The organism is Cupriavidus sp. HMR-1 (genome assembly GCF_000319775.1).
Taxonomy (GTDB): domain Bacteria; phylum Pseudomonadota; class Gammaproteobacteria; order Burkholderiales; family Burkholderiaceae; genus Cupriavidus; species Cupriavidus metallidurans.
Window position 1 is genome coordinate 36,475 of sequence record NZ_ANKP01000244.1, and the last position, 17,303, is coordinate 53,777.

19 protein-coding genes and 2 pseudogenes are annotated in these 17,303 nt (G+C 63.2%); 6 read left to right on the top strand and 15 right to left on the bottom strand.

The features are described 5' to 3' along the window. Nucleotides 1–401: 401 nt before the first annotated feature. Nucleotides 402–1,364, top strand: coding sequence for a chemotaxis protein (locus D769_RS25830; RefSeq protein ID WP_008651045.1), 963 nt, complete (start codon nucleotides 402–404; stop codon nucleotides 1,362–1,364). Nucleotides 1,365–1,442: 78 nt separating this feature from the next. On the opposite strand, the gene D769_RS25835 is transcribed toward D769_RS25830, so the two are convergent. Then, nucleotides 1,443–3,785: a cytochrome P450/oxidoreductase gene (locus D769_RS25835; RefSeq protein ID WP_008651046.1), complete on the bottom strand. Its 2,343-nt coding sequence runs from the start codon at nucleotides 3,783–3,785 to the stop codon at nucleotides 1,443–1,445. Nucleotides 3,786–3,802: 17 nt separating this feature from the next. Beyond that, on the bottom strand, nucleotides 3,803–4,795 hold the full coding sequence (locus D769_RS25840; protein ID WP_008651047.1) for a tripartite tricarboxylate transporter substrate binding protein: 993 nt from the start codon (nucleotides 4,793–4,795) through the stop codon (nucleotides 3,803–3,805). Nucleotides 4,796–4,914: 119 nt separating this feature from the next. Between D769_RS25840 and D769_RS25845 the strand changes: the two genes are divergently transcribed. Next, on the top strand, nucleotides 4,915–5,730 hold the full coding sequence (locus D769_RS25845; RefSeq protein WP_008651051.1) for an IclR family transcriptional regulator: 816 nt from the start codon (nucleotides 4,915–4,917) through the stop codon (nucleotides 5,728–5,730). 71 nt (nucleotides 5,731–5,801) lie between these two features. Here the strand turns inward: D769_RS25845 and D769_RS25850 are convergent, their stop codons facing one another. After that, nucleotides 5,802–6,509, bottom strand: a complete 708-nt coding sequence (locus D769_RS25850; RefSeq protein ID WP_008651052.1) for a glutathione S-transferase N-terminal domain-containing protein — start codon at nucleotides 6,507–6,509, stop codon at nucleotides 5,802–5,804. Nucleotides 6,510–6,606: 97 nt separating this feature from the next. Then, nucleotides 6,607–8,139 (bottom strand): amino acid permease, encoded by a 1,533-nt coding sequence (locus D769_RS25855; protein ID WP_008651053.1) that lies wholly within the window; start codon nucleotides 8,137–8,139, stop codon nucleotides 6,607–6,609. 161 nt (nucleotides 8,140–8,300) lie between these two features. Here D769_RS25855 and D769_RS31445 point away from each other — a divergent pair, with 161 nt between their 5' ends. Further along, on the top strand, nucleotides 8,301–8,504 hold the full coding sequence (locus tag D769_RS31445) for a transposase domain-containing protein (RefSeq protein WP_241227905.1): 204 nt from the start codon (nucleotides 8,301–8,303) through the stop codon (nucleotides 8,502–8,504). Here D769_RS31445 and D769_RS32025 read toward each other — a convergent pair. The 9 genes and pseudogenes from D769_RS32025 to hppD all read right to left on the bottom strand — a co-directional run bounded on the left by D769_RS32025 (nucleotide 8,479) and on the right by hppD (nucleotide 14,137). Further along, the gene (locus tag D769_RS32025) at nucleotides 8,479–8,934 is read right to left on the bottom strand and encodes a putative adhesin (protein ID WP_152415070.1); all 456 of its coding nucleotides are present in this window, start codon (nucleotides 8,932–8,934) and stop codon (nucleotides 8,479–8,481) included. The two genes, D769_RS31445 and D769_RS32025, sit on opposite strands and share 26 nt — an antisense overlap. A gap of 39 nt (nucleotides 8,935–8,973) precedes the next feature. Next, nucleotides 8,974–9,231: pseudogene (locus tag D769_RS31450) on the bottom strand (IS3 family transposase); the annotation flags it as partial. A gap of 25 nt (nucleotides 9,232–9,256) precedes the next feature. Further along, on the bottom strand, nucleotides 9,257–9,436 hold the full coding sequence (locus D769_RS32805) for a hypothetical protein (RefSeq protein ID WP_008651056.1): 180 nt from the start codon (nucleotides 9,434–9,436) through the stop codon (nucleotides 9,257–9,259). 3 nt (nucleotides 9,437–9,439) lie between these two features. Beyond that, a pseudogene (locus D769_RS32810) lies at nucleotides 9,440–9,628 on the bottom strand (transposase); the annotation flags it as partial. After that, nucleotides 9,550–9,747 carry a hypothetical protein gene (locus tag D769_RS32815; protein WP_008651057.1) on the bottom strand — a complete coding sequence of 66 codons (198 nt, stop codon included), beginning with the start codon at nucleotides 9,745–9,747 and terminating at the stop codon, nucleotides 9,550–9,552. The pseudogene D769_RS32810 and the gene D769_RS32815, both read right to left, overlap by 79 nt. A 132-nt stretch (nucleotides 9,748–9,879) precedes the next feature. Next, nucleotides 9,880–10,101 (bottom strand): hypothetical protein, encoded by a 222-nt coding sequence (locus D769_RS32465; protein WP_040011262.1) that lies wholly within the window; start codon nucleotides 10,099–10,101, stop codon nucleotides 9,880–9,882. A gap of 141 nt (nucleotides 10,102–10,242) precedes the next feature. After that, a complete protein-coding gene (locus tag D769_RS25880; protein WP_008651059.1) occupies nucleotides 10,243–11,439 on the bottom strand; it encodes an amino acid aminotransferase in 1,197 nt (398 codons plus the stop codon). 57 nt (nucleotides 11,440–11,496) lie between these two features. Continuing rightward, a complete protein-coding gene (locus D769_RS25885) occupies nucleotides 11,497–12,885 on the bottom strand; it encodes an amino acid permease (RefSeq protein ID WP_008651060.1) in 1,389 nt (462 codons plus the stop codon). A gap of 178 nt (nucleotides 12,886–13,063) precedes the next feature. After that, the gene (hppD, locus tag D769_RS25890; RefSeq protein WP_008651062.1) at nucleotides 13,064–14,137 is read right to left on the bottom strand and encodes a 4-hydroxyphenylpyruvate dioxygenase; all 1,074 of its coding nucleotides are present in this window, start codon (nucleotides 14,135–14,137) and stop codon (nucleotides 13,064–13,066) included. 203 nt (nucleotides 14,138–14,340) lie between these two features. Between hppD and D769_RS25895 the strand changes: the two genes are divergently transcribed. Further along, nucleotides 14,341–14,814 carry an Lrp/AsnC family transcriptional regulator gene (locus D769_RS25895; RefSeq protein WP_008651063.1) on the top strand — a complete coding sequence of 158 codons (474 nt, stop codon included), beginning with the start codon at nucleotides 14,341–14,343 and terminating at the stop codon, nucleotides 14,812–14,814. Nucleotides 14,815–14,873: 59 nt separating this feature from the next. Here the strand turns inward: D769_RS25895 and D769_RS25900 are convergent, their stop codons facing one another. Further along, nucleotides 14,874–15,200 (bottom strand): thioredoxin family protein, encoded by a 327-nt coding sequence (locus tag D769_RS25900; protein WP_008651065.1) that lies wholly within the window; start codon nucleotides 15,198–15,200, stop codon nucleotides 14,874–14,876. Between the two features lie 263 nt (nucleotides 15,201–15,463). Between D769_RS25900 and D769_RS25910 the strand changes: the two genes are divergently transcribed. Continuing rightward, nucleotides 15,464–15,751 (top strand): DUF2249 domain-containing protein, encoded by a 288-nt coding sequence (locus D769_RS25910; protein WP_008651066.1) that lies wholly within the window; start codon nucleotides 15,464–15,466, stop codon nucleotides 15,749–15,751. Nucleotides 15,752–15,828: 77 nt separating this feature from the next. Further along, on the top strand, nucleotides 15,829–16,233 hold the full coding sequence (locus D769_RS25915) for a putative zinc-binding protein (RefSeq protein ID WP_085959096.1): 405 nt from the start codon (nucleotides 15,829–15,831) through the stop codon (nucleotides 16,231–16,233). Between the two features lie 74 nt (nucleotides 16,234–16,307). On the opposite strand, the gene D769_RS25920 is transcribed toward D769_RS25915, so the two are convergent. Further along, nucleotides 16,308–17,213 (bottom strand): acyltransferase, encoded by a 906-nt coding sequence (locus D769_RS25920; protein WP_040011268.1) that lies wholly within the window; start codon nucleotides 17,211–17,213, stop codon nucleotides 16,308–16,310. Nucleotides 17,214–17,303: the final 90 nt, after the last annotated feature.

Genomic DNA, 17,303 nt, shown 5'->3' on the forward strand with positions numbered 1-17,303 from the left:
AGGTCCCGTGGGCATCGGGCAAGGGGTGCGGTCGCTCTTTCCTCGGTGTCCGGCCCTTGGGCCGGGGCCGGTCGGCCACCTCTGACGGGCGGGATCCGGCGAGGCTCAAAGGTAGGCGAGCGTGACGTTGTCTTCATCATCGAGCGAACATGCGGAACATGCCCGGGGCTGAATAACCCCGGGTTTGCAGTGCATTGCGAGGCTCAGGGATTTCCCTTGGTGCATGTGCGGCGGCGGTTGGAGAGCGGTATGCGTCACAAGTGCGTCATGGACGCGTCACTGGTACGTCATTCGAGCGCGGGCGCTGCGCCACGGGTCGTGCCGGAGGCTAAAGGTTGATGCCTCCCGGCCGTTAGTTCTTCGGCATTACACGTATTCACCCCATCCAGCGGAGCTAGAGCATGACCAGCGCGATGAGAGACATCGACGAGCGCACCAACCTGACCAACAACAACCAGTTCGAGTTGCTGTTGTTCCGACTGGGTGATGCGGCACACACCGGGCAGTCCGAACTGTTCGGCATCAATGTGTTCAAGGTCCGTGAAATCCTGGTGATGCCGCCGGTGACCAGCGTGGTCGGCGCGGAGCCGTCGATCCTGGGCATGTCCGATATCCGGGGTCAGGTGATTCCGGTTATCGACCTGCCGCGCCTGCTCGAGTGCAATCCGAAGTCGGGCCTGAACATCATGCTCGTGACCGAGTACGCGCGGTCCACGCAGGGCTTCGCGGTGGAAGCGGTCGAGGAAATCGTCCGCCTGGACTGGAACCAGGTGATCTCCGCCGAGACCAGCGTGAAGGGCGGGCTGGTGACCAGCATCGCCAAGCTCGATGCGGGTGGCGAGAACCCGCGGCTGGTGCAGGTGCTGGATGTCGAGCAGATCCTGCGCGACGTGTTGCCCTCGCGCCAGCCAGACGTAGATCCGTCGACCGTCGGCCCGGCGTTGTCGATCCGCCCCGGCAGCAAGATTCTCTGCGCGGACGATTCCGCGCTGGCGCGCGGCCTGATCGAAAACGGTCTCAAGGCAATGGGCGTGCAAGTCGTGATGACCAAGTCCGGTCAGGAAGCCTGGGACATGCTCGGCGAGATCGCAGACCTGACCGCCAGCAAGGGCGCCACGGTCCGCGACGAGATCGCGCTGGTGCTGACCGATCTGGAAATGCCGGAGATGGATGGCTTCACCCTGACGCGCAAGATCAAGGCCGACGCCCGGCTGAAGTCGCTGCCGGTGGTGATCCACTCATCGCTCTCGGGCGAGGCCAGTGAGGAGCACGTGCGCAAGGTTGGCGCCGATGCCTATGTGTCGAAGTTCCTGGCGAAAGATCTGGCCGATACGATTCGGGGTGTGCTCGCGCGGCATCCGTGATGCCGTACTGAATGGCGTTGTTGCCGGTTGATGCTGGTTGATGCGCCACGGGCTGGCGCATCACCCCCCCCCGCCTGCTTACAGCCCCAGCACGATCTTTCCGCCCTTCGCCGCTCGCGAGCAGCAGGCCATCATCCGGTTGTTCGCTTCACGCTCGCCGCGCGTTAGCACGACGTCGCGGTGGTCGATCTCGCCGGCCAGCACGCGCACTTCGCACGATCCACACAGGCCTTCCTCGCAATCGCTTTGCACGTCGATGTTTGCGGCGCGCAGGGTGGCGAGCAGGGTCTGGTCCGGAGGGACTTCAAGCGTCAGACCCGAGTCTTTCAGTTCGACCGTGAACGGCTGTTCCAGCGAAGGATCGAGCGTTCCAAGTTTCGAACTGAAGTGTTCCACGCGCAGCGAATCCTCGGGCCATGTCGCGCACAAGGCTTCCAGCGCCTCGACCATCCGGGCCGGTCCACAAGCGTAGATCTGCGTGTTCGCATCGGGCGCGCCGAGCACTTGCGCGAGATCGGCGCGCTGGCCTTCATCCGCGGCATGAATCCGCACGCGATCACCATGCAAGGCGCGCAGCTCATCGATCATCGCCATGGAGGCACGGCTGCGGCCGCAATAGTGGAAGGTGTAGTCGACGCCCAGTTCTTTCGCACGCCTTGCCATGGCGCTGACCGGGGTCACGCCAATGCCACCGGCGATGAAGATCGCGCGACGGCAGGTCTCGTCGAGTCGGAAGTGATTGCGCGGGCCGCGCACCTTGAGCTTGTCGCCTGCGTGCAGGCTGGCATGAATCCACGCCGATCCGCCACGGCTTTCGGGCTCGCGCAGCACCGCGATCTCGAAGGCGCCGGTATCGGCGGGGTCGCCGCACAGCGAATACTGGCGCGAGATGCCGGTGTGGCCGCATTCGACGTCGATATGCGAGCCCGGCGACCAGCGCGGTAGCGCGCGGCCATCGGGCGAAACCAGGCGGATCCTCACCACCCCTTGCGCGGCCGTCTCGACGCGCTCGACAACGAGCGTGCGGCCGGTGGTGCCGCCAGTCGGTTCGCCGATGCGGACCGCGTCACGTGGCGCCAGCACGGTCGGATCGGTCCGCTCGGGGTTGCGTGCGGGGTCCCACTCGACCCAGAGATGCTCCGGGCCACGGAACGAGGTGTTCGGCACGTAGGTGAAGCGCTGCGCGGCCAGACGCATATGGGGCAGCCGGCTGGTCAGTTCCTCCAGGAAGATCTGCATCTCCATGCGCGCGAGGTTCTTGCCCATGCACTGGTGCGAGCCGTAGCCGAACGTAAGCTGGTCGCTGGCATTGTCACGATGGATGTCGAACAGGTCGGGATCGGCGAAATGATGTTCGTCGTGGTTGGCCGACGACGTGACGATCAGCAATTTGCTGCCAGCCGCGAGCGACATGCCGCCCACTTCGGTGTCGCGCGTGACGAGGCGCCGCCAGGCCGCCACCGAGCCGTTGTGCCGCAGGCATTCTTCCACCGCGTTTGGAATCAATGCCGGGTCTTCGCAGATCTCCCGCCAGACATCGGGATGTTGCAGCAGCAGCTTGATCGCGTTGGCAGATGCATTGGCCGTGGTCTCGTGTGCGGCCACGATGCCGGCCATCATCATCGAGTGCAGGTACGAATCGGTAACCACCTCGGGCAGTTCGCGCTGCTTGCGCAGGCCGTACTGCATCCAGCCCGGGCCGGATGGATCTTCGCGCATCTTGTCGAGAATGCGGCCGGCCAGTTGCCAGAAGTTGCCCACGGCGTGGGCCACGGCCACCTGCTCCTCGGGCTTCGGGCGGCCCCATGTATTGACCGTATGGGCGATCGAGTACTGGCGCAACAGGTCCATGTCTTCCTCGGGCACGCCGAGGAAATGCAGCGCCACCGTCAGCGGCACCTCCCAGAGCATCTCGTCCACCAGATCCGCGCGCCCGGTGTCGATGAAACGGTCGACATACTCGCGTGTGAGTTTGCGCACCATCGGTTCGTGGTGGGCCAGTTCGGCGGGTGTGAACGGCTCCATCAACGCGCGGCGGCGCGGCATGTGCGCGGGTTCGTCTTCGTTGACGAGCGTGCGATTCATTGCGTAGCCGTACGAGGCCAGCACCGCATTGGCCGCCTCACCCGTGGGCGTGATCTTCTCGAGCGCAATCGACGGGCTGAAGGTGATGTTGTCGCGGAAGATCGCCTTGATGTCGTCGTAGCGCGTGACCACCCAGTAGCCGAGCTTCGGGCTGTAGAACACCGGCTCCTGCGCGCGCGACCAGCGCACGTACTCGGGCGGGTCCTGCTGGTAGCCGTCCTCGAAGGGATCGAACGCCGCCGCCTGGTGGCTGACCGGGCAACCGTTGGGCGCGCGCAGGGCGCTGTGGTCGATCGGGCAGCTTCCACTGCTGGCGGGTGCGTTCGTCTGCGGCATGGTTCAGTCCAGCGAGATTAGTCCAACGTGATCTTCAGATCGTGAATCAGCTTGGTCCAGCGCGTGCTCTCGGCACGCAGCAGGTCGCTGTATTGCGTGGGGGAATTGCCTACTGGCTCCACGCCGAAATCCACCAGCTTCTTGTTGATGGCGGGGTCCTTGATCGACGCCACCACTTGCTTGTTCAGCGTGGCGATGACATCGGGCGGCGTGCCGGCCGGCACGACCATCCCGACCAGCGCGGCGGCCTCGACATTCTTGTAGCCAAGTTCCGCGAACGTCGGCACGTCAGGCAGTTGCGCCAGACGGGTGGGATTCGCCACGGCCAGCGGGCGTACCTTTCCACCCTTGATGAAGCCCGCGCCGGCGGCGTAGTCGACCATCATCGCGGGAATCTGGCCCGCGGCCACGTCGGAGAGAGCCGGGCCCGCGCCGCGATAGGGCGCGTGTGTCATCGTCAGGTGCGCTTCCACCTTGAGGAGTTCCATCGCCAGATGGTGAGGGCTGCCCGCGCCGGCGGAGCCATAGTTGATGCCACCGGGCGCGGCCTTGACCTGTGCGATGAACTCCTGCGCTGTCTTCGCGGTGCTACCCGGTCCCACCACCAGGATCATCGGGAAGCGGCCAATCAGCGTCACCGGCGCGAGGTCGCGGGTAGGGTTATAGGACAGCGTCTTGTACAGCACGGGGTTGAATACCAGCGTGCCGTTGTCGGCGGAGAGCACCGTGTAGCCATCTGCGGGCGAGCGCGCGGTTTCCGATGCGCCGATCGCCGTGTTGCCGCCGGGCTTGTTGTCCACCACCACCGGCTGGCCGATCTTTGCCGACAACCCCTGTCCGATTGTGCGTGCCAGGAAATCCGAACCGCCACCGGCTGCATACGGCACGATCCAGCGGATCGGCTTGGTCGGATAGCTATCGGCGGCATGTGCCGCGCTGGCGGCAAATGCCATGGACGTCACAGACACAATGGATGCAGCGAACAGCGCTGCAGGCTGAGAGGGGCGCATCAGGTTGTCTCCTTGGTATTTGGCCGGATGGTATTTGGCCTGTTTTGCGTAAATCATATACGCATTGCGTAATCATTGAATGAGGGTTAACCGCAGACGCTATGCCCAGGACACCCGCCATGCCAGCCATACCTGCCGAATCCACCCCCGCGCCGCGCCCGCGAGCGCGGCGCCAGCGCGTGCAGGCTGCCGAGACCGGCATGGCCGTGCTCAAGGGGCTCGCCCGCCTGGGTGGCCGCGCCAGCCTGACGGCCATCGCCGCGCAGCTCGACGAAAGTCCGGCCAAGGTGCACCGATATCTGGTGAGCCTGATGGAGGAAGGGTTTGTGGCGCAGGAGGCAGGCACGCAGCAGTACCACCTCGGGATCGAGGCGCTGCAGATCGGGCTGGCAGCGATGCGGCAGGCCGATCCGCTGCGGCTGTCGGAAGCGGCCCTGATCCGCCTGCGCGAGCGGCTGGAAGTGACGTGCTTCGTCGCGGTGATGGGAACCCGGGGGGCGACCATCGTACGCATCGAGGAACCGGGTTTGCCGGTCACGGTGAATGCGCGCGTCGGCTCGGTGATGCCGTTGCTGTCTTCGGCCACCGGACGCGTGTTTCTGGGGCTGCTCGATGAATCCAGCGTGGAGGCGCTGGCGCAGGAGGAACTGCAGATGCTGCCGCCTGACCGAAGGGCGCTGCTCGATGCTGTCGATCCGCTCGGCAACTTGCGCGAGCCAGTTCGCGCGCAGGATTGCGCATCGGTGCGTGACACGAACCTGAAGGGCATCAGCGCCGTGGCGGCGCCGGTGCGTGACTATACGGGCCGTGTATGCGCGGTGCTGACGGCATTGGGCGCGACCGGTGGGTTCGATCCTTCGATCGACGGACCCGTCGGCCGCGCCGTGCGCGAGGAAGCCGCGGCGATCAGCGCGTTGCTGGGCTACGCCGCGTAATGCGCCACGTATGCGCCACGTATGCGCCACGTATGCGCCACGTAATACGCCTTATCCGGCATTAGTCCGGATCATTCAGGGCGCTTCGGGATATTGATTGCGCGTTGCACGGCCGGGCGGGCCACGAACGCATCGAGCACGCGCGTGACGTCGGGGAAGTCCTGAATGCCGACCAGATCGCCGGCTTCATAGAAGCCCAGCAGGTTGCGGATCCACGGAAAGGTGACCATGTCGGCGATCGTGTAGTCGTCGCCCATGATCCATTGGCGCCCCTTCAGGCGTTCATTCAGCACATTCAACAAGCGGCGCGATTCGCTGACATAGCGGTCACGCGGACGCTTGTCCTCGAAGTCCTTGCCGGCGAACCGGTTGAAGAAGCCAACCTGTCCGAACATCGGGCCGATGCCGCCCATCTGGAACATGACCCACTGGATCGTCTCGTAGCGCAGAGCCGGATCGGCGGACATGAACTTGCCGGTCTTCTCGGCCAGGTAGAGCAGGATCGCGCCTGATTCCCACAGTGCCAGCGGCTTGCCGCCGGGGCCATTCGGGTCGAGGATGGCCGGGATCTTGTTGTTCGGATTCAGCGACAGGAATTCCGGCGTCATCTGGTCGTTCTTGTCGAAGCGGACCAGATGCGGTTCGTAGGGGAGGCCGGTTTCCTCGAGCATCAGCGATACCTTGATGCCGTTGGGGGTATTCAGCGAGTACAACTGCAGGCGATCCGGATGTTGCGCCGGCCATCGCTTGGTAATGGGGAAGGCGGACAGGTCTGCCATGAGATCCTCGTAACGTTGAAGGCTAGACGAGGATGGTAAACGCTTCGGCGGAAGGTTGCCGGAGCCCCCGGTCACCCGGGGGCTTCGGTATGCCGTGCTATTCGGCCGATGCCGGGGCCAGAGGCCGCGTCGCCGGTGAATCGTCCGTTTCGATCTCCGGCAGGGCCGGGAATTTCATTTCGGCATACGGCACGAAGTGCGTCTTGCGCACGAGCCGGTAGCCGAGCCAGATCAGCAGGAAGATCGGAATGCCCACATAGGTAGCCGTCACGGCCACCCAGTCGATCTTGCCTTCGCTGAAGGCCTGGTAGTTCTGGCCGAGCGTGACGATCATGCACAGCGCGAACGCGAAGATCGGCCCGTAAGGAAAGAACGGCGAGCGATAAGGCAGGCGGTTCAGGTCGAGGCCCTGCGCCATGAAGCCCCGGCGAAACCGGTAGTGGCTCACCGCGATGCCCAGCCACGCAATGAAGCCGGTCATGCCCGACAGGTTCAGCAGCCACAGGTAGACCGACTTGCTTTCGAACAGCGACGTCAGGAAGCACAGGCCACCGACGGCCGTGGTAGCCAGCAGCGCGACCAGGGGCACGCCATTGCGGGTGAGTTGCGCGAAGATGCGCGGCGCGCGGCCCTCGGTGGCCAGGTTGTAGAGCATCCGCGTGGACGCGTACATGCCAGAGTTGCCGGCCGAGAGCACGGCAGTCAGGATCACGGCGTTCATCACGCCCGCGGCAAACGCAAGACCCGCGTGGCGGAACACTAGCGTGAACGGGCTCACGCCTACGGTTTCCACGTCGGTCTTGAGCAGGCTGGGGTCGGTGTACGGAATCAGGATGCCGATGATCAGGATCGCCAGCACGTAGAACAGCAGGATGCGCCAGAACACCTGACGCACCGCGCGCGGGATGTTCTTGGCCGGCTCGTCGGATTCCCCGGCGGCCACGCCGATCAGTTCGGTGCCCTGGAACGAGAAGCCCGCGATCATCGCCACCCCGATCATGGCGGGCAGGCCGCCGACGAACGGCGCATCGCCGATGCTGAGGTTGGCCAGTCCGCCTGCGTGGGAGAAATCGCCGCGCATGATGCCGAAGATCATCAAGGTGCCGATGACGATGAAGGCGATCACCGTGAGGACCTTGATCAGCGCGCACCAGTATTCCGCTTCGCCGAAACCACGCACGGAGATCGCGTTGAGCGCGAACATGAGGCCAAGGAACAGGGCGCTCCAGAGCACGCCTGGCGTGTCGGGGAACCAGTACTGCATGACTAGCTGCGCCGCGGCCAGCTCCACGGCGATCGTGACGGCCCAGTTGTACCAGTAGTTCCAGCCAAGCGCGAAACCGAAGCCCTCGTCGACGTACAGCGCGCCATAGGTGGCAAAGGACCCGGACACGGGCATGTACGCGGCCAGTTCGCCCAGGCTGGTCATCAGGAAGTAGACCATCGCGCCGATCAGGATGTAGGCGGCCAGCGCGCCGCCGGGGCCGGCCTGGGCGATGGTGGCGCCCGAGGCGACGAAGAGTCCGGTGCCAATCGACCCGCCGATGGCGATCATGGTCAGATGGCGCGCGCGCAGTTCGCGGCGCAGGCCGGGAACGGGGACGGCTGGAGTTGTATTGGTATTGGACATAGGCTGCCGGCCATGGAGGTGGGCGGCATCATAAGACAAAAACGCCGGACGGGAAAAGAACAAGGCCACCCGAGGGTGTAATGCCGTTCCGTTAAGTCCGAACGGCATTTTTTCTGGCAGGGGTTGTAAACAAAATATCGAGCTGTTAACTAGCTGTCCCGATGCTATCGGAACAGATCCACGCCACCCTTGAGCTCGCTGAGCCGGCCAGTTTTGCCCGGCTCAGCGAGCATCTGCCGGCGGCCTGGATTGGGCAGGCGCTGGCAGCCACAGGAACAGCATCCGTTCGCCGGCACGGACTGCCAGCAGAGAAGGTAGCCTGGCTTTTGAAACGGTCTCTTAGAAGTCGTATGTTAACTTGTTGACCCGGCAGGCAAAGGAGTTCAGATCCGTGTACTGTCGCTGGTGTTGCCTCATCGCAGCGAACACATCAACCATATGTGCCTTACCGTGCGGTGCCACTGTAATGAGATCAAATTGTGCATTCGGCATCAGCGCTGTCGCCATCTCGTTGTAAGTTAGTGAGTAGTTGACGATCCCTCTTCCTCCAAGAACGGTTTCCATCGGCCGAATGTTTGCGCCGGCAAGCAGATGCACCCCATGAGTAAAGACCGCGACGAAATCTGGGAGGGCATGGAAATGCAAAGCAGTGTATGAAGGCACCTGACAGCATCCAGAACCAAGAAAAATGCGATTCCTCGGCGGTGTATAGCCGCCGTGGGCCATTAGAATGGCCCGACTGGCGTTGCCTGCGATTGTTCGAATAATCACATTCCTATACCGAAGTATCTGCACAACTTCTCTCCATCAATGGGATTGTGTTAAGGATGGTGTTCAAAACTGAGCGTGCCCTCGAATTTCGTATCCGATAGCCAAGGCTAACATCATGCCGCACCGCTGGTGCTGAGCGGCGGACCAGGACCACTCGAATTGCATCGGGCTGAGATAGCCCAATGTCGAATGCAGACGCCGATGATTGTAAAAGCGCAACCAGTCGATCACCTCGTCCATCGCCTCGCTCCGCGTGGCGAAGCGCTTGCCGCGCAGGCGTGCAACCTTGAGCGATTCCCACAGGTTTTCAGTCGTCGCATTGACGCTCCTATGTCAAGCGGCGTGCTCAAGCGGCGCGCGTCGAATCGGCCAGACCGGCCAGGATGAGTGGATACAATTCCCTGACGATATAGCGCTTGAGGCAGCGATGGGTTTCCTTTTTCGACATGCCTTCCTTCGTCCGGCGTTCGACGTATTCCCGCGTCCTGGGATCGCTGCGCATTCGCACCATGGCGATGGTCCACAAGGCGTTATTTGCCGAACGATCTCCGCCCCTGTTCAAGCGACGCCGGACCGTTTTGCCAGACGAAGCCTGCAAAGGACTTGTGCCACAAAGGGCTGCCAGTGCAGCTTCGCTTTTCAGGCGTTCCGGGTTGTCACCTGCAACGACAACCAGAACCGCAGCGGTCTGAGGCCCGACACCGAATCGTTCCCGCAGCCACTTGGTATGCTGACTGGCAGGCCATCAAGCATGCCGTCGAGGGTGCTCAGTTCCTCTTCCAGTGCCAACCAGCGCGTGGCCAGCAGGCGTAGGGTGGCGGTCAAAGTTTGCAGCATTGGGGTATCGCGCTAACGAGCGCAAGCGGGCGCAGCTCGCTACGCATTCCGCCGTCTTCCCAACTTCATGAACCGGCTGGTACGGGACGCCAGGCGCAAGGTCTACCTGATACTGGACAATCTGCGCGTGCATCACGGCAAGCCGGTCTGGGGGCGCTGCTTGCGTACAACCTTGAGCGTCTGGAGATGGCCAAGGCTGCGCTTGAGGCCCGCGTCGAGCCTACCGACCTGAGCTTTTTGCGGGCCTTGCGCCTGATACAGGGTGAGCAGATCTGGGCGGCCGACATGGCCCCAGGCAAGCTGCCAGCACACCCGCGGCGCATGCGCGCCAAACTTCAGTTGGCGATCGTACAAAAACGACGGGGGCGTACTTGCCCCCGTGTTGTCAAGGCCCTGCCTAAGCGCTATACCGTTCGGCACCTCAGAAAGGACCTTAACTGAACGGCATTACACCCGAGGGTGGCCTTGTGACTGCAAAGGCGTGCTTCAGGCGTTTCAGCCCTTCAGCACCTTCCCGATGGCGTTGGCGACGACGCCGACGTTGCGCTCGTTCAGACCGGCCACGCACATGCGGCCCGAGCGCAGCACGTACACGCCGTGCTCGTTCTTCAGGCGGTCGACCTGGTCGGCCGACAGACCGGTGTACGTGAACATGCCGCGCTGGGTGATGTAGCGCGAGAGCTTTTCGCCGCTCACATGCTCACGCAGATGGTCGTGGATGGCCTGGCGCATGCGGGTGATGCGCTGGCACATCGCAGCCAGTTCCTGCTCCCAGTTCGCGCGCAGCGCCGGCGTGGTCAGCACACGGGCCACCACACGGGCGCCGTGGGTCGGCGGGTTGCTGTAGTTGGCGCGCACGGCGCCGGTAAGCTGGCCGAGCACACGGCTGGCTTCGTCGGCGCTCTGGCAGACCACCGAAAGGCCGCCGCAACGCTCGCCGTACAGCGAGAAGTTCTTCGAGAACGAATTGGCCACCAGGCAGGGCACATTCTGGCGCGCCAGTTCGCGCACGGCGAAGGCGTCATCGTCCAGGCCCGAGCCGAAACCCTGGTAGGCCATGTCGACGAACGGCAGCAGCTTGCGCGCCTTGAGCACGCCGATCACCTGGCGCCACTGGTCCTGATTCAGGTCGACGCCGGTCGGGTTGTGGCAGCACGCGTGCAGCAGCACGATGTCGCCTTGCGGGATCGCTTCGATCGCGGCAAGCATCGCGTCGAATTTCAGGCCGCCGGTGGCCGGATCGTAGTACGGGTAGGTGTTGACCTTGAAGCCGGCACGCTCGAAGACCACGCGGTGATTCTCCCAGCTCGGATCGCTGATCCACATCTCCGCCTTCGGGAAGTAGCGCTTCAGGAAATCGGCGCCGACGCGCAGCGCGCCCGAGCCGCCCAGCGTCTGCAACGTGGCGACGCGGCCTTCGGCACGGGCGGCGCAATCCTCGCCGAACACCAGCGCCTGCACGGCCTGACGATACGCGGCCATGCCGGACATCGGCAGGTACGGGCGCGGACCCATGTCCGACAGCAGCGCGGCCTCGGCTTCCGCCACGGCCTTCATCACCGGCAGGCGGCCTTCGTCGTCGAAGTAGATGCCGATGCTCAGATTGACCTTGTTGGTACGCGGGTCCTGCTGAAAGTCCTCGTTGAGCGAGAGGATCGGATCACCCGGAAAGGCTTCTATATGTTCGAACATGGGATGCGTCTGGCTGTTTGGTTCAGAAGGGCGGCGGCCCGGAGGCCGCACCGGCAATTACTGGATCTGGGCGCTGGCGGCGGGCATGGCCGAACCGGCGTTTTTCTGCCGGAGGCGATAGCTTACGCCAAGTACGCCCAGCCATACCGGAATCAGGTAGACCGAGATGCGCAGGCCGGGCGTCAGGAACATCACCACGAGGATGCCTGCCAGGAAGGCCAGCGTCACGTAGTTGGTCAGCGGGTAGCCCAGGCTCTGGAAGCGCGTGGTCTTGCCGGCGGCCGCCTTGGCGCGACGGAACATCAGGTGGATGATGCTGATCATCGCCCAGTTGATGATCAGGGCCGAGACCACCAGGCCCATCAGCAGTTCGAAGGCCTCGCCAGGCATGAAGTAGTTGATCACCACGCAGATGCCGGTGGCGATGGCCGAGACGGCCAGCGCGGTCAGCGGAATGCCGCGGCGGTTCACGCGCATCAGCGAGCGCGGGGCGTTACCTTGCTGCGCCAGGCCCAGCAGCATGCGGCTGTTGCAATAGACGCCGCTGTTATAGACCGACAGGGCGGCGGTCAGCACCACGATATTGAGCACGGTAGCTACCACGTTGCTGTTCATCGCGTGGAAGATCAGCACGAACGGGCTGCCGCCGGTCACGACCTTTTCCCACGGATAGAGCGACAGCAGCACGGCCAGCGCGCCGACGTAGAAGATCAGGATGCGGTAGATGACCTGATTGGTCGCCTTCGGGATGCTCTTCTCGGGGCTGTCCGCTTCCGCAGCGGTGATGCCCACGAGTTCGAGGCCGCCAAACGAGAACATGATCACGGCCATAGCCATCACCAGGCCGCTGAAGCCGTTCGGGAAGAAGCCGCCGTGTTGCCACAGGTTGGCGATGCTGGCGTCGGGGCCCGCGGTGCCGGTGGCCAGCAGGTAGCCGCCGAAACCGATCATGCCGACGATGGCTGCCACCTTGATGATCGAGAACCAGAATTCCATCTCGCCGAACGACTTCACGCTGGCAAGGTTGATCGCGTTGATGATCAGGAAGAAGGCCAGCGCGGAAATCCAGGTCGGAATGCCGGGCCACCAGTACTGGACGTAGATGCCGACGGCCGATAGCTCGGCCATGCTGACGAGGATGTAGAGCACCCAGTAGTTCCAGCCGGACATGAAGCCGGCGAAGTGTCCGCAGTACTTGTTGGCGAAGTAGCTGAACGAGCCGGCGACGGGCTCGTCCACGACCATTTCGCCGAGCTGGCGCATGATGAAGAAGGCGACCACGCCGGCCAGCGCGTAGCCCAGCAGCACCGAGGGGCCGGCCAGCTTGATAGTCTGGGCGATGCCCAGGAACAGGCCGGTGCCGATGGCGCCGCCCAGCGCGATGAGCTGGATATGACGATTCTTCAGGCCACGCTGGAGCGTGCCTTGATTGTCGGGAGCGTGCATGAGTTGTTTCCTCTACCCATTCTTGTGGAATGTCGGGCGCGTCTCTCTTGAGGCGGACGCTTGTCAATAAAGCGCGCCGGCGTGGGTGACGCCGGGCGCAGGGTGCGCGCCGCCATCCGGGGGATGCCGGCGCAAATCTGTATCAAGCGGGGAGTCGGGGGCGAAAGCCCCCGGAAGATCAGACCTTCAGCGTGCCGCGTTCGATCTGGTCGCGTTCGAGCGATTCGAACAGCGCCTTGAAATTGCCTTCGCCGAAACCATCGTCGCCGGAGCGCTGGATGTATTCGAAGAACACCGGGCCGAGCACGGTCTTCGAGAAGATCTGCAGCAGCAGGCGCGGCTTGCCGCCTTCTGTCGTGCCGTCCAGCAGGATGCCGCGGGCCTTGAGCTGGTCCACCGGCTGGCCATGGCCTGGCAGACGGGTGTCCAGGGCCTGGTAGTAGTAGTCGTTCGGTGCCGTCATCAGCTCGACGCCGGCCATCTGCAGGCTGTCGATGACTTCGAGCAGGTTGTCGACGGAGAAGGCGATGTGCTGGATGCCTTCGCCATTGAACGCCATCAGGAATTCCTCGATCTGGCCGGCGCCCTTCGACGACTCTTCGTTCAGCGGGATGCGGATCTTGCCGTCCGGCGCGGTCATCGCCTTCGAGGTCAGGCCCGTGTATTCGCCCTGGATGTCGAAGTAACGGATTTCGCGGAAGTTGAACAGGCGTTCGTAGAAACTCGCCCAGTACGCCATGCGGCCACGGTAGACGTTGTGCGTCAGGTGGTCGATCAGCTTCAGGCCGTGGCCCTTCGGGTGGCGGTCCACGCCCTCGATGAATTCGAAGTCGATGTCATAGATCGACTTGCCGTCTTCGAAACGGTCGATCAGGTAGAGCGGCGCGCCGCCGATGCCCTTGATCGCGGGCAGGCGCAGTTCCATCGGGCCGGTAGCGATTTCCACCGGCTGGGCGCCCAGCATCAGCGCGCGGTTGTAGGCCTGGTGGGAATCCTTGACGCGGAATGCCATGCCACAGGCGCTCGGGCCGTGCTCGGCGGCGAAATACGCGGCGGGGCTATGCGGCTCGTTGTTGACGATGAAATTGATGTCGCCCTGGCGGTACAGCACGACATCCTTCGAGCGGTGACGGGCCACCAGGGTGAAGCCCATTTTCTCGAACAGCGGTTCCAGGACGTTGGGCGTGGGCGAGGCGAATTCAACGAACTCGAAGCCCATCAGCTTCATCGGGTTTTCAAAGAGGTCGGCCATGGTCAGTGCTCGGGGGCGGATGCGGGGGTGGAAATAATATTGCGGCGGGGAAACGGATTGGGGGCACCCGGAGGCGCTTCCCACGCTGCTCGACATGCGAAAAGTTTATATGCCGGCCAGCTAAATAGGATTTCCTTAGAGGCGCAGGAAAACCCTCGGATATGAGATAAGATTTCGTCAAACCGCTAGTTTGGGAAACGAAAATGCAACATCCGGAACTTGATCGCACGGATCGCCGCTTGCTGGGCGTGCTGCAGGAAAACGGCCGCGCGTCCAACCTGGAACTGGCGGAGGCCATCAGCCTTTCCCCCGCGCAGACTTTGCGGCGTCACCGCCGCCTGGAGGAGGGCGGGATCATCAAGCGCTACGAGGCGCGGCTGGATAGTTCTGCACTTGGCTTCGGCGTCACGGCATTCATCCATGTGACGATGGAGCGTGGGCATATCCGCGACCTGTCCAAGTTCAAGGGACTGGTGGCCGAACTGGCGCAAATCCAGGAGTGCTTCTCCGTCACCGGAGATATCGACTACGTGCTGAAGGTGGTGGCCAAGGACCTGAAGTCCTTGTCTGACTTCCTGCTCGACACCCTGATGCGCATCCCGGGTGTGAGCGGGGTGAAGTCGAGCGTGTGCCTTGACGAGATCAAGTGCACGAGTGCGATGCCGCTGGAGATCTAGGCGGGTTCCAGTCCTCAGTCCCCAGTCTTCAGCGGTGGGCGTATCTGGGCCCTGCTGCCTTATGGGAGGATGCGCCGCATCGCCGCGGCGATGTCCTTGGCACTTTCCGGCCTTACCAGCCGTGCTACTTCCTTGCCATCCCGCAGGAAAACCAGGGTCGGCCAGAGCTTGACGCGGAACGAGCGACCCAGCGGCCGACCGCTCCCATCCTCGACCTTCACGTGATCGATGGCCGGGTAGCCGCCGAACGCTTCCTCGATCAACGGCTGGGCACGCATGCAGTAGCCGCACCACGGGGCGCCGAACTCCAGCAGCGTGGCGCCCGACAGGGCATCGATCTCGTCGCGGGTCGGTTCGGTGGCGGCAAAGCTCCTGGTCATGCTCATCGCGGTCTGGCTCCTCGTGTGCGTGCAGATGTACGCCCGGACGCGCGCCCCGATGGGCGCGACCGGCGTGGCCATCATTCTGCCAGCACCGGGGCGTCGGTGTGCGGCATCGTTTTCGTGGCGGTTCAGGCATGTCAACGGCTTTGACGGGATCGTCGGGATGCTGGTCTGATCTGTATCAAACGGCTCCGGATTGCGCTCACTACTATTGATGCAATTTAAATGCATCTTTATGGATGCCATACCCAGCCGAAAGGAATTCCATGTCTCAGACCACTTCCAACCCGCAACTCGACCTCCGCACGATTCCGCCGCGTGACCGCCATCCGCTGATTTTCTCGACGTTTACCGGGCTTGAGATCGGCCAGGCGCTGGAGCTGGTCAATGACCATGATCCGCGTCCGCTTCAGATGCAATTCCAGATCGAGCGGCCCGGCCAGTTTGCCTGGGACTACCTGGAACAAGGCCCCGCCACTTGGCGCGTGGCCATCAAGAAGGTTGCATCGGCCGCCAAGGCTGGTCAGTGCTGCGGCGGTTGCGGCGGCGCCTGATCACGACGGCCGAACCGTTCCCACTCCCCCTGTCAGGCGCCCGATCCGGCGCCTATTTTCCTTTGTCCGCCGAGTTCATGATGTCTACGTCCGATCGCTCCAGACTCCCTTTGGTCTACGCCTGCTCAGGGTGTTCAAGTGTCGCCCAACTGGCCAACGCCTTTGCCGTCCGGCTGGATCGCAGCGGCCAAGCCGAGATGTCCTGTATCAGTGGGGTGGGTGGCCGCGTGCCCGCGCTGACGCGGATCGCGCAGTCGGGGCGCCCGATTCTGGCGATCGACGGCTGTCAGCTTGCGTGCGTGAAGGCTTGTCTTGAGGGTGTCGGGGTGGTTGCCTCGCGTCACCTGGTGCTGAACAGGATCGGGGCGACCAAGCGCCAGCACGGAGAATGTACCGAGGCCGAAGAGGCGGCAACCTGGCAGAGCATCAAGCTCGCGCTCTCGGAGATCTTGCCGGTCCCCGAGAGCATGGCGGGCAATTAAAGCTGTTTCAGATTGAAGCGAAGCGGTTCTGGCAAGGCCCCGCAACGACGCCAGAATTGTCTTGAAACGGCTTTCTAGGGCCGAGCGGCCTGGGCGAGCATGGTGGCAATCTGCTCGTCCTTTTCTTCCCAGACCTGTCCCAGCCAGCGGTGAAACTCGCCGCGGAAGGTTGCATCGCTGGTGTAGTCGCTGGTGCAGAAGTCCGGCGGGATCGGCAGTTCCCGGACATGCACCATCACCCTGCCAGCCTGACCGCTGGCAAGTTGCCAGAAAGTGGGTGTGCCATCCGGGTAGGCAATGCTGACATCCAGCAGCGCGTGGAACTGTTCTCCCATCGCGTTGAGCGCCATGGCGAGAGAGCCAGCCTTGGGTTTGAGCAGATGGCGATACGGGGACGATTGCGCTCGATGCTTGACCGGGGTGTAGCGCGTGCCTTCCGCAAAGGTCATCACGCTGGTCGGAATCCGGGCGAACTTGGCGCACGCGCGTCGCGCGGTCTCGCGATCCTGGTTACGCAGTTCAGGATTCTTGCGCAGCGCGGCTTTCGAATGCCGCCGCATGAACGGGAAATCCAGTGCCCACCAGGCCAGGCCAATAACCGGCACGTAGATGAGCTGCTGCTTCAGGAAGAACTTCAGCAACGGAATCCGCCGGTTCAGTACGCGCTGAAGCACGAAGATGTCGACCCAGGAGCGGTGGTTGCAGTTAACCAGATACCAGCTGTCCGGGCGCAACGAACCGAGACCTTCCACGGCCCAGGGCTCACGCTGGAGCAGGCCGATCCAGGCGCTGTTGCAGGTAACCCAGCTTGTCGCGATGCGGTTGAGAATGGGGTCGATCAGCCGTCGCACGCCGGCGAACGGCAACAGCAATTTGATCACGGCGAGCACGAACAGTGGCGTGCACCAGAAAATCGTATTCAGGGCGAGCAACGTCAGACTGAGCGTACCCAGGAGGAAAGCAAGCAAGCGTTTCAACAGCAACTCCGGTGAGTCTCTGCACCTGTTTAGGGCGGAGGGGGCGTTTAGAGACAGGTAGAGACACCATCAAAATGATCCCGGCGTCGTTGC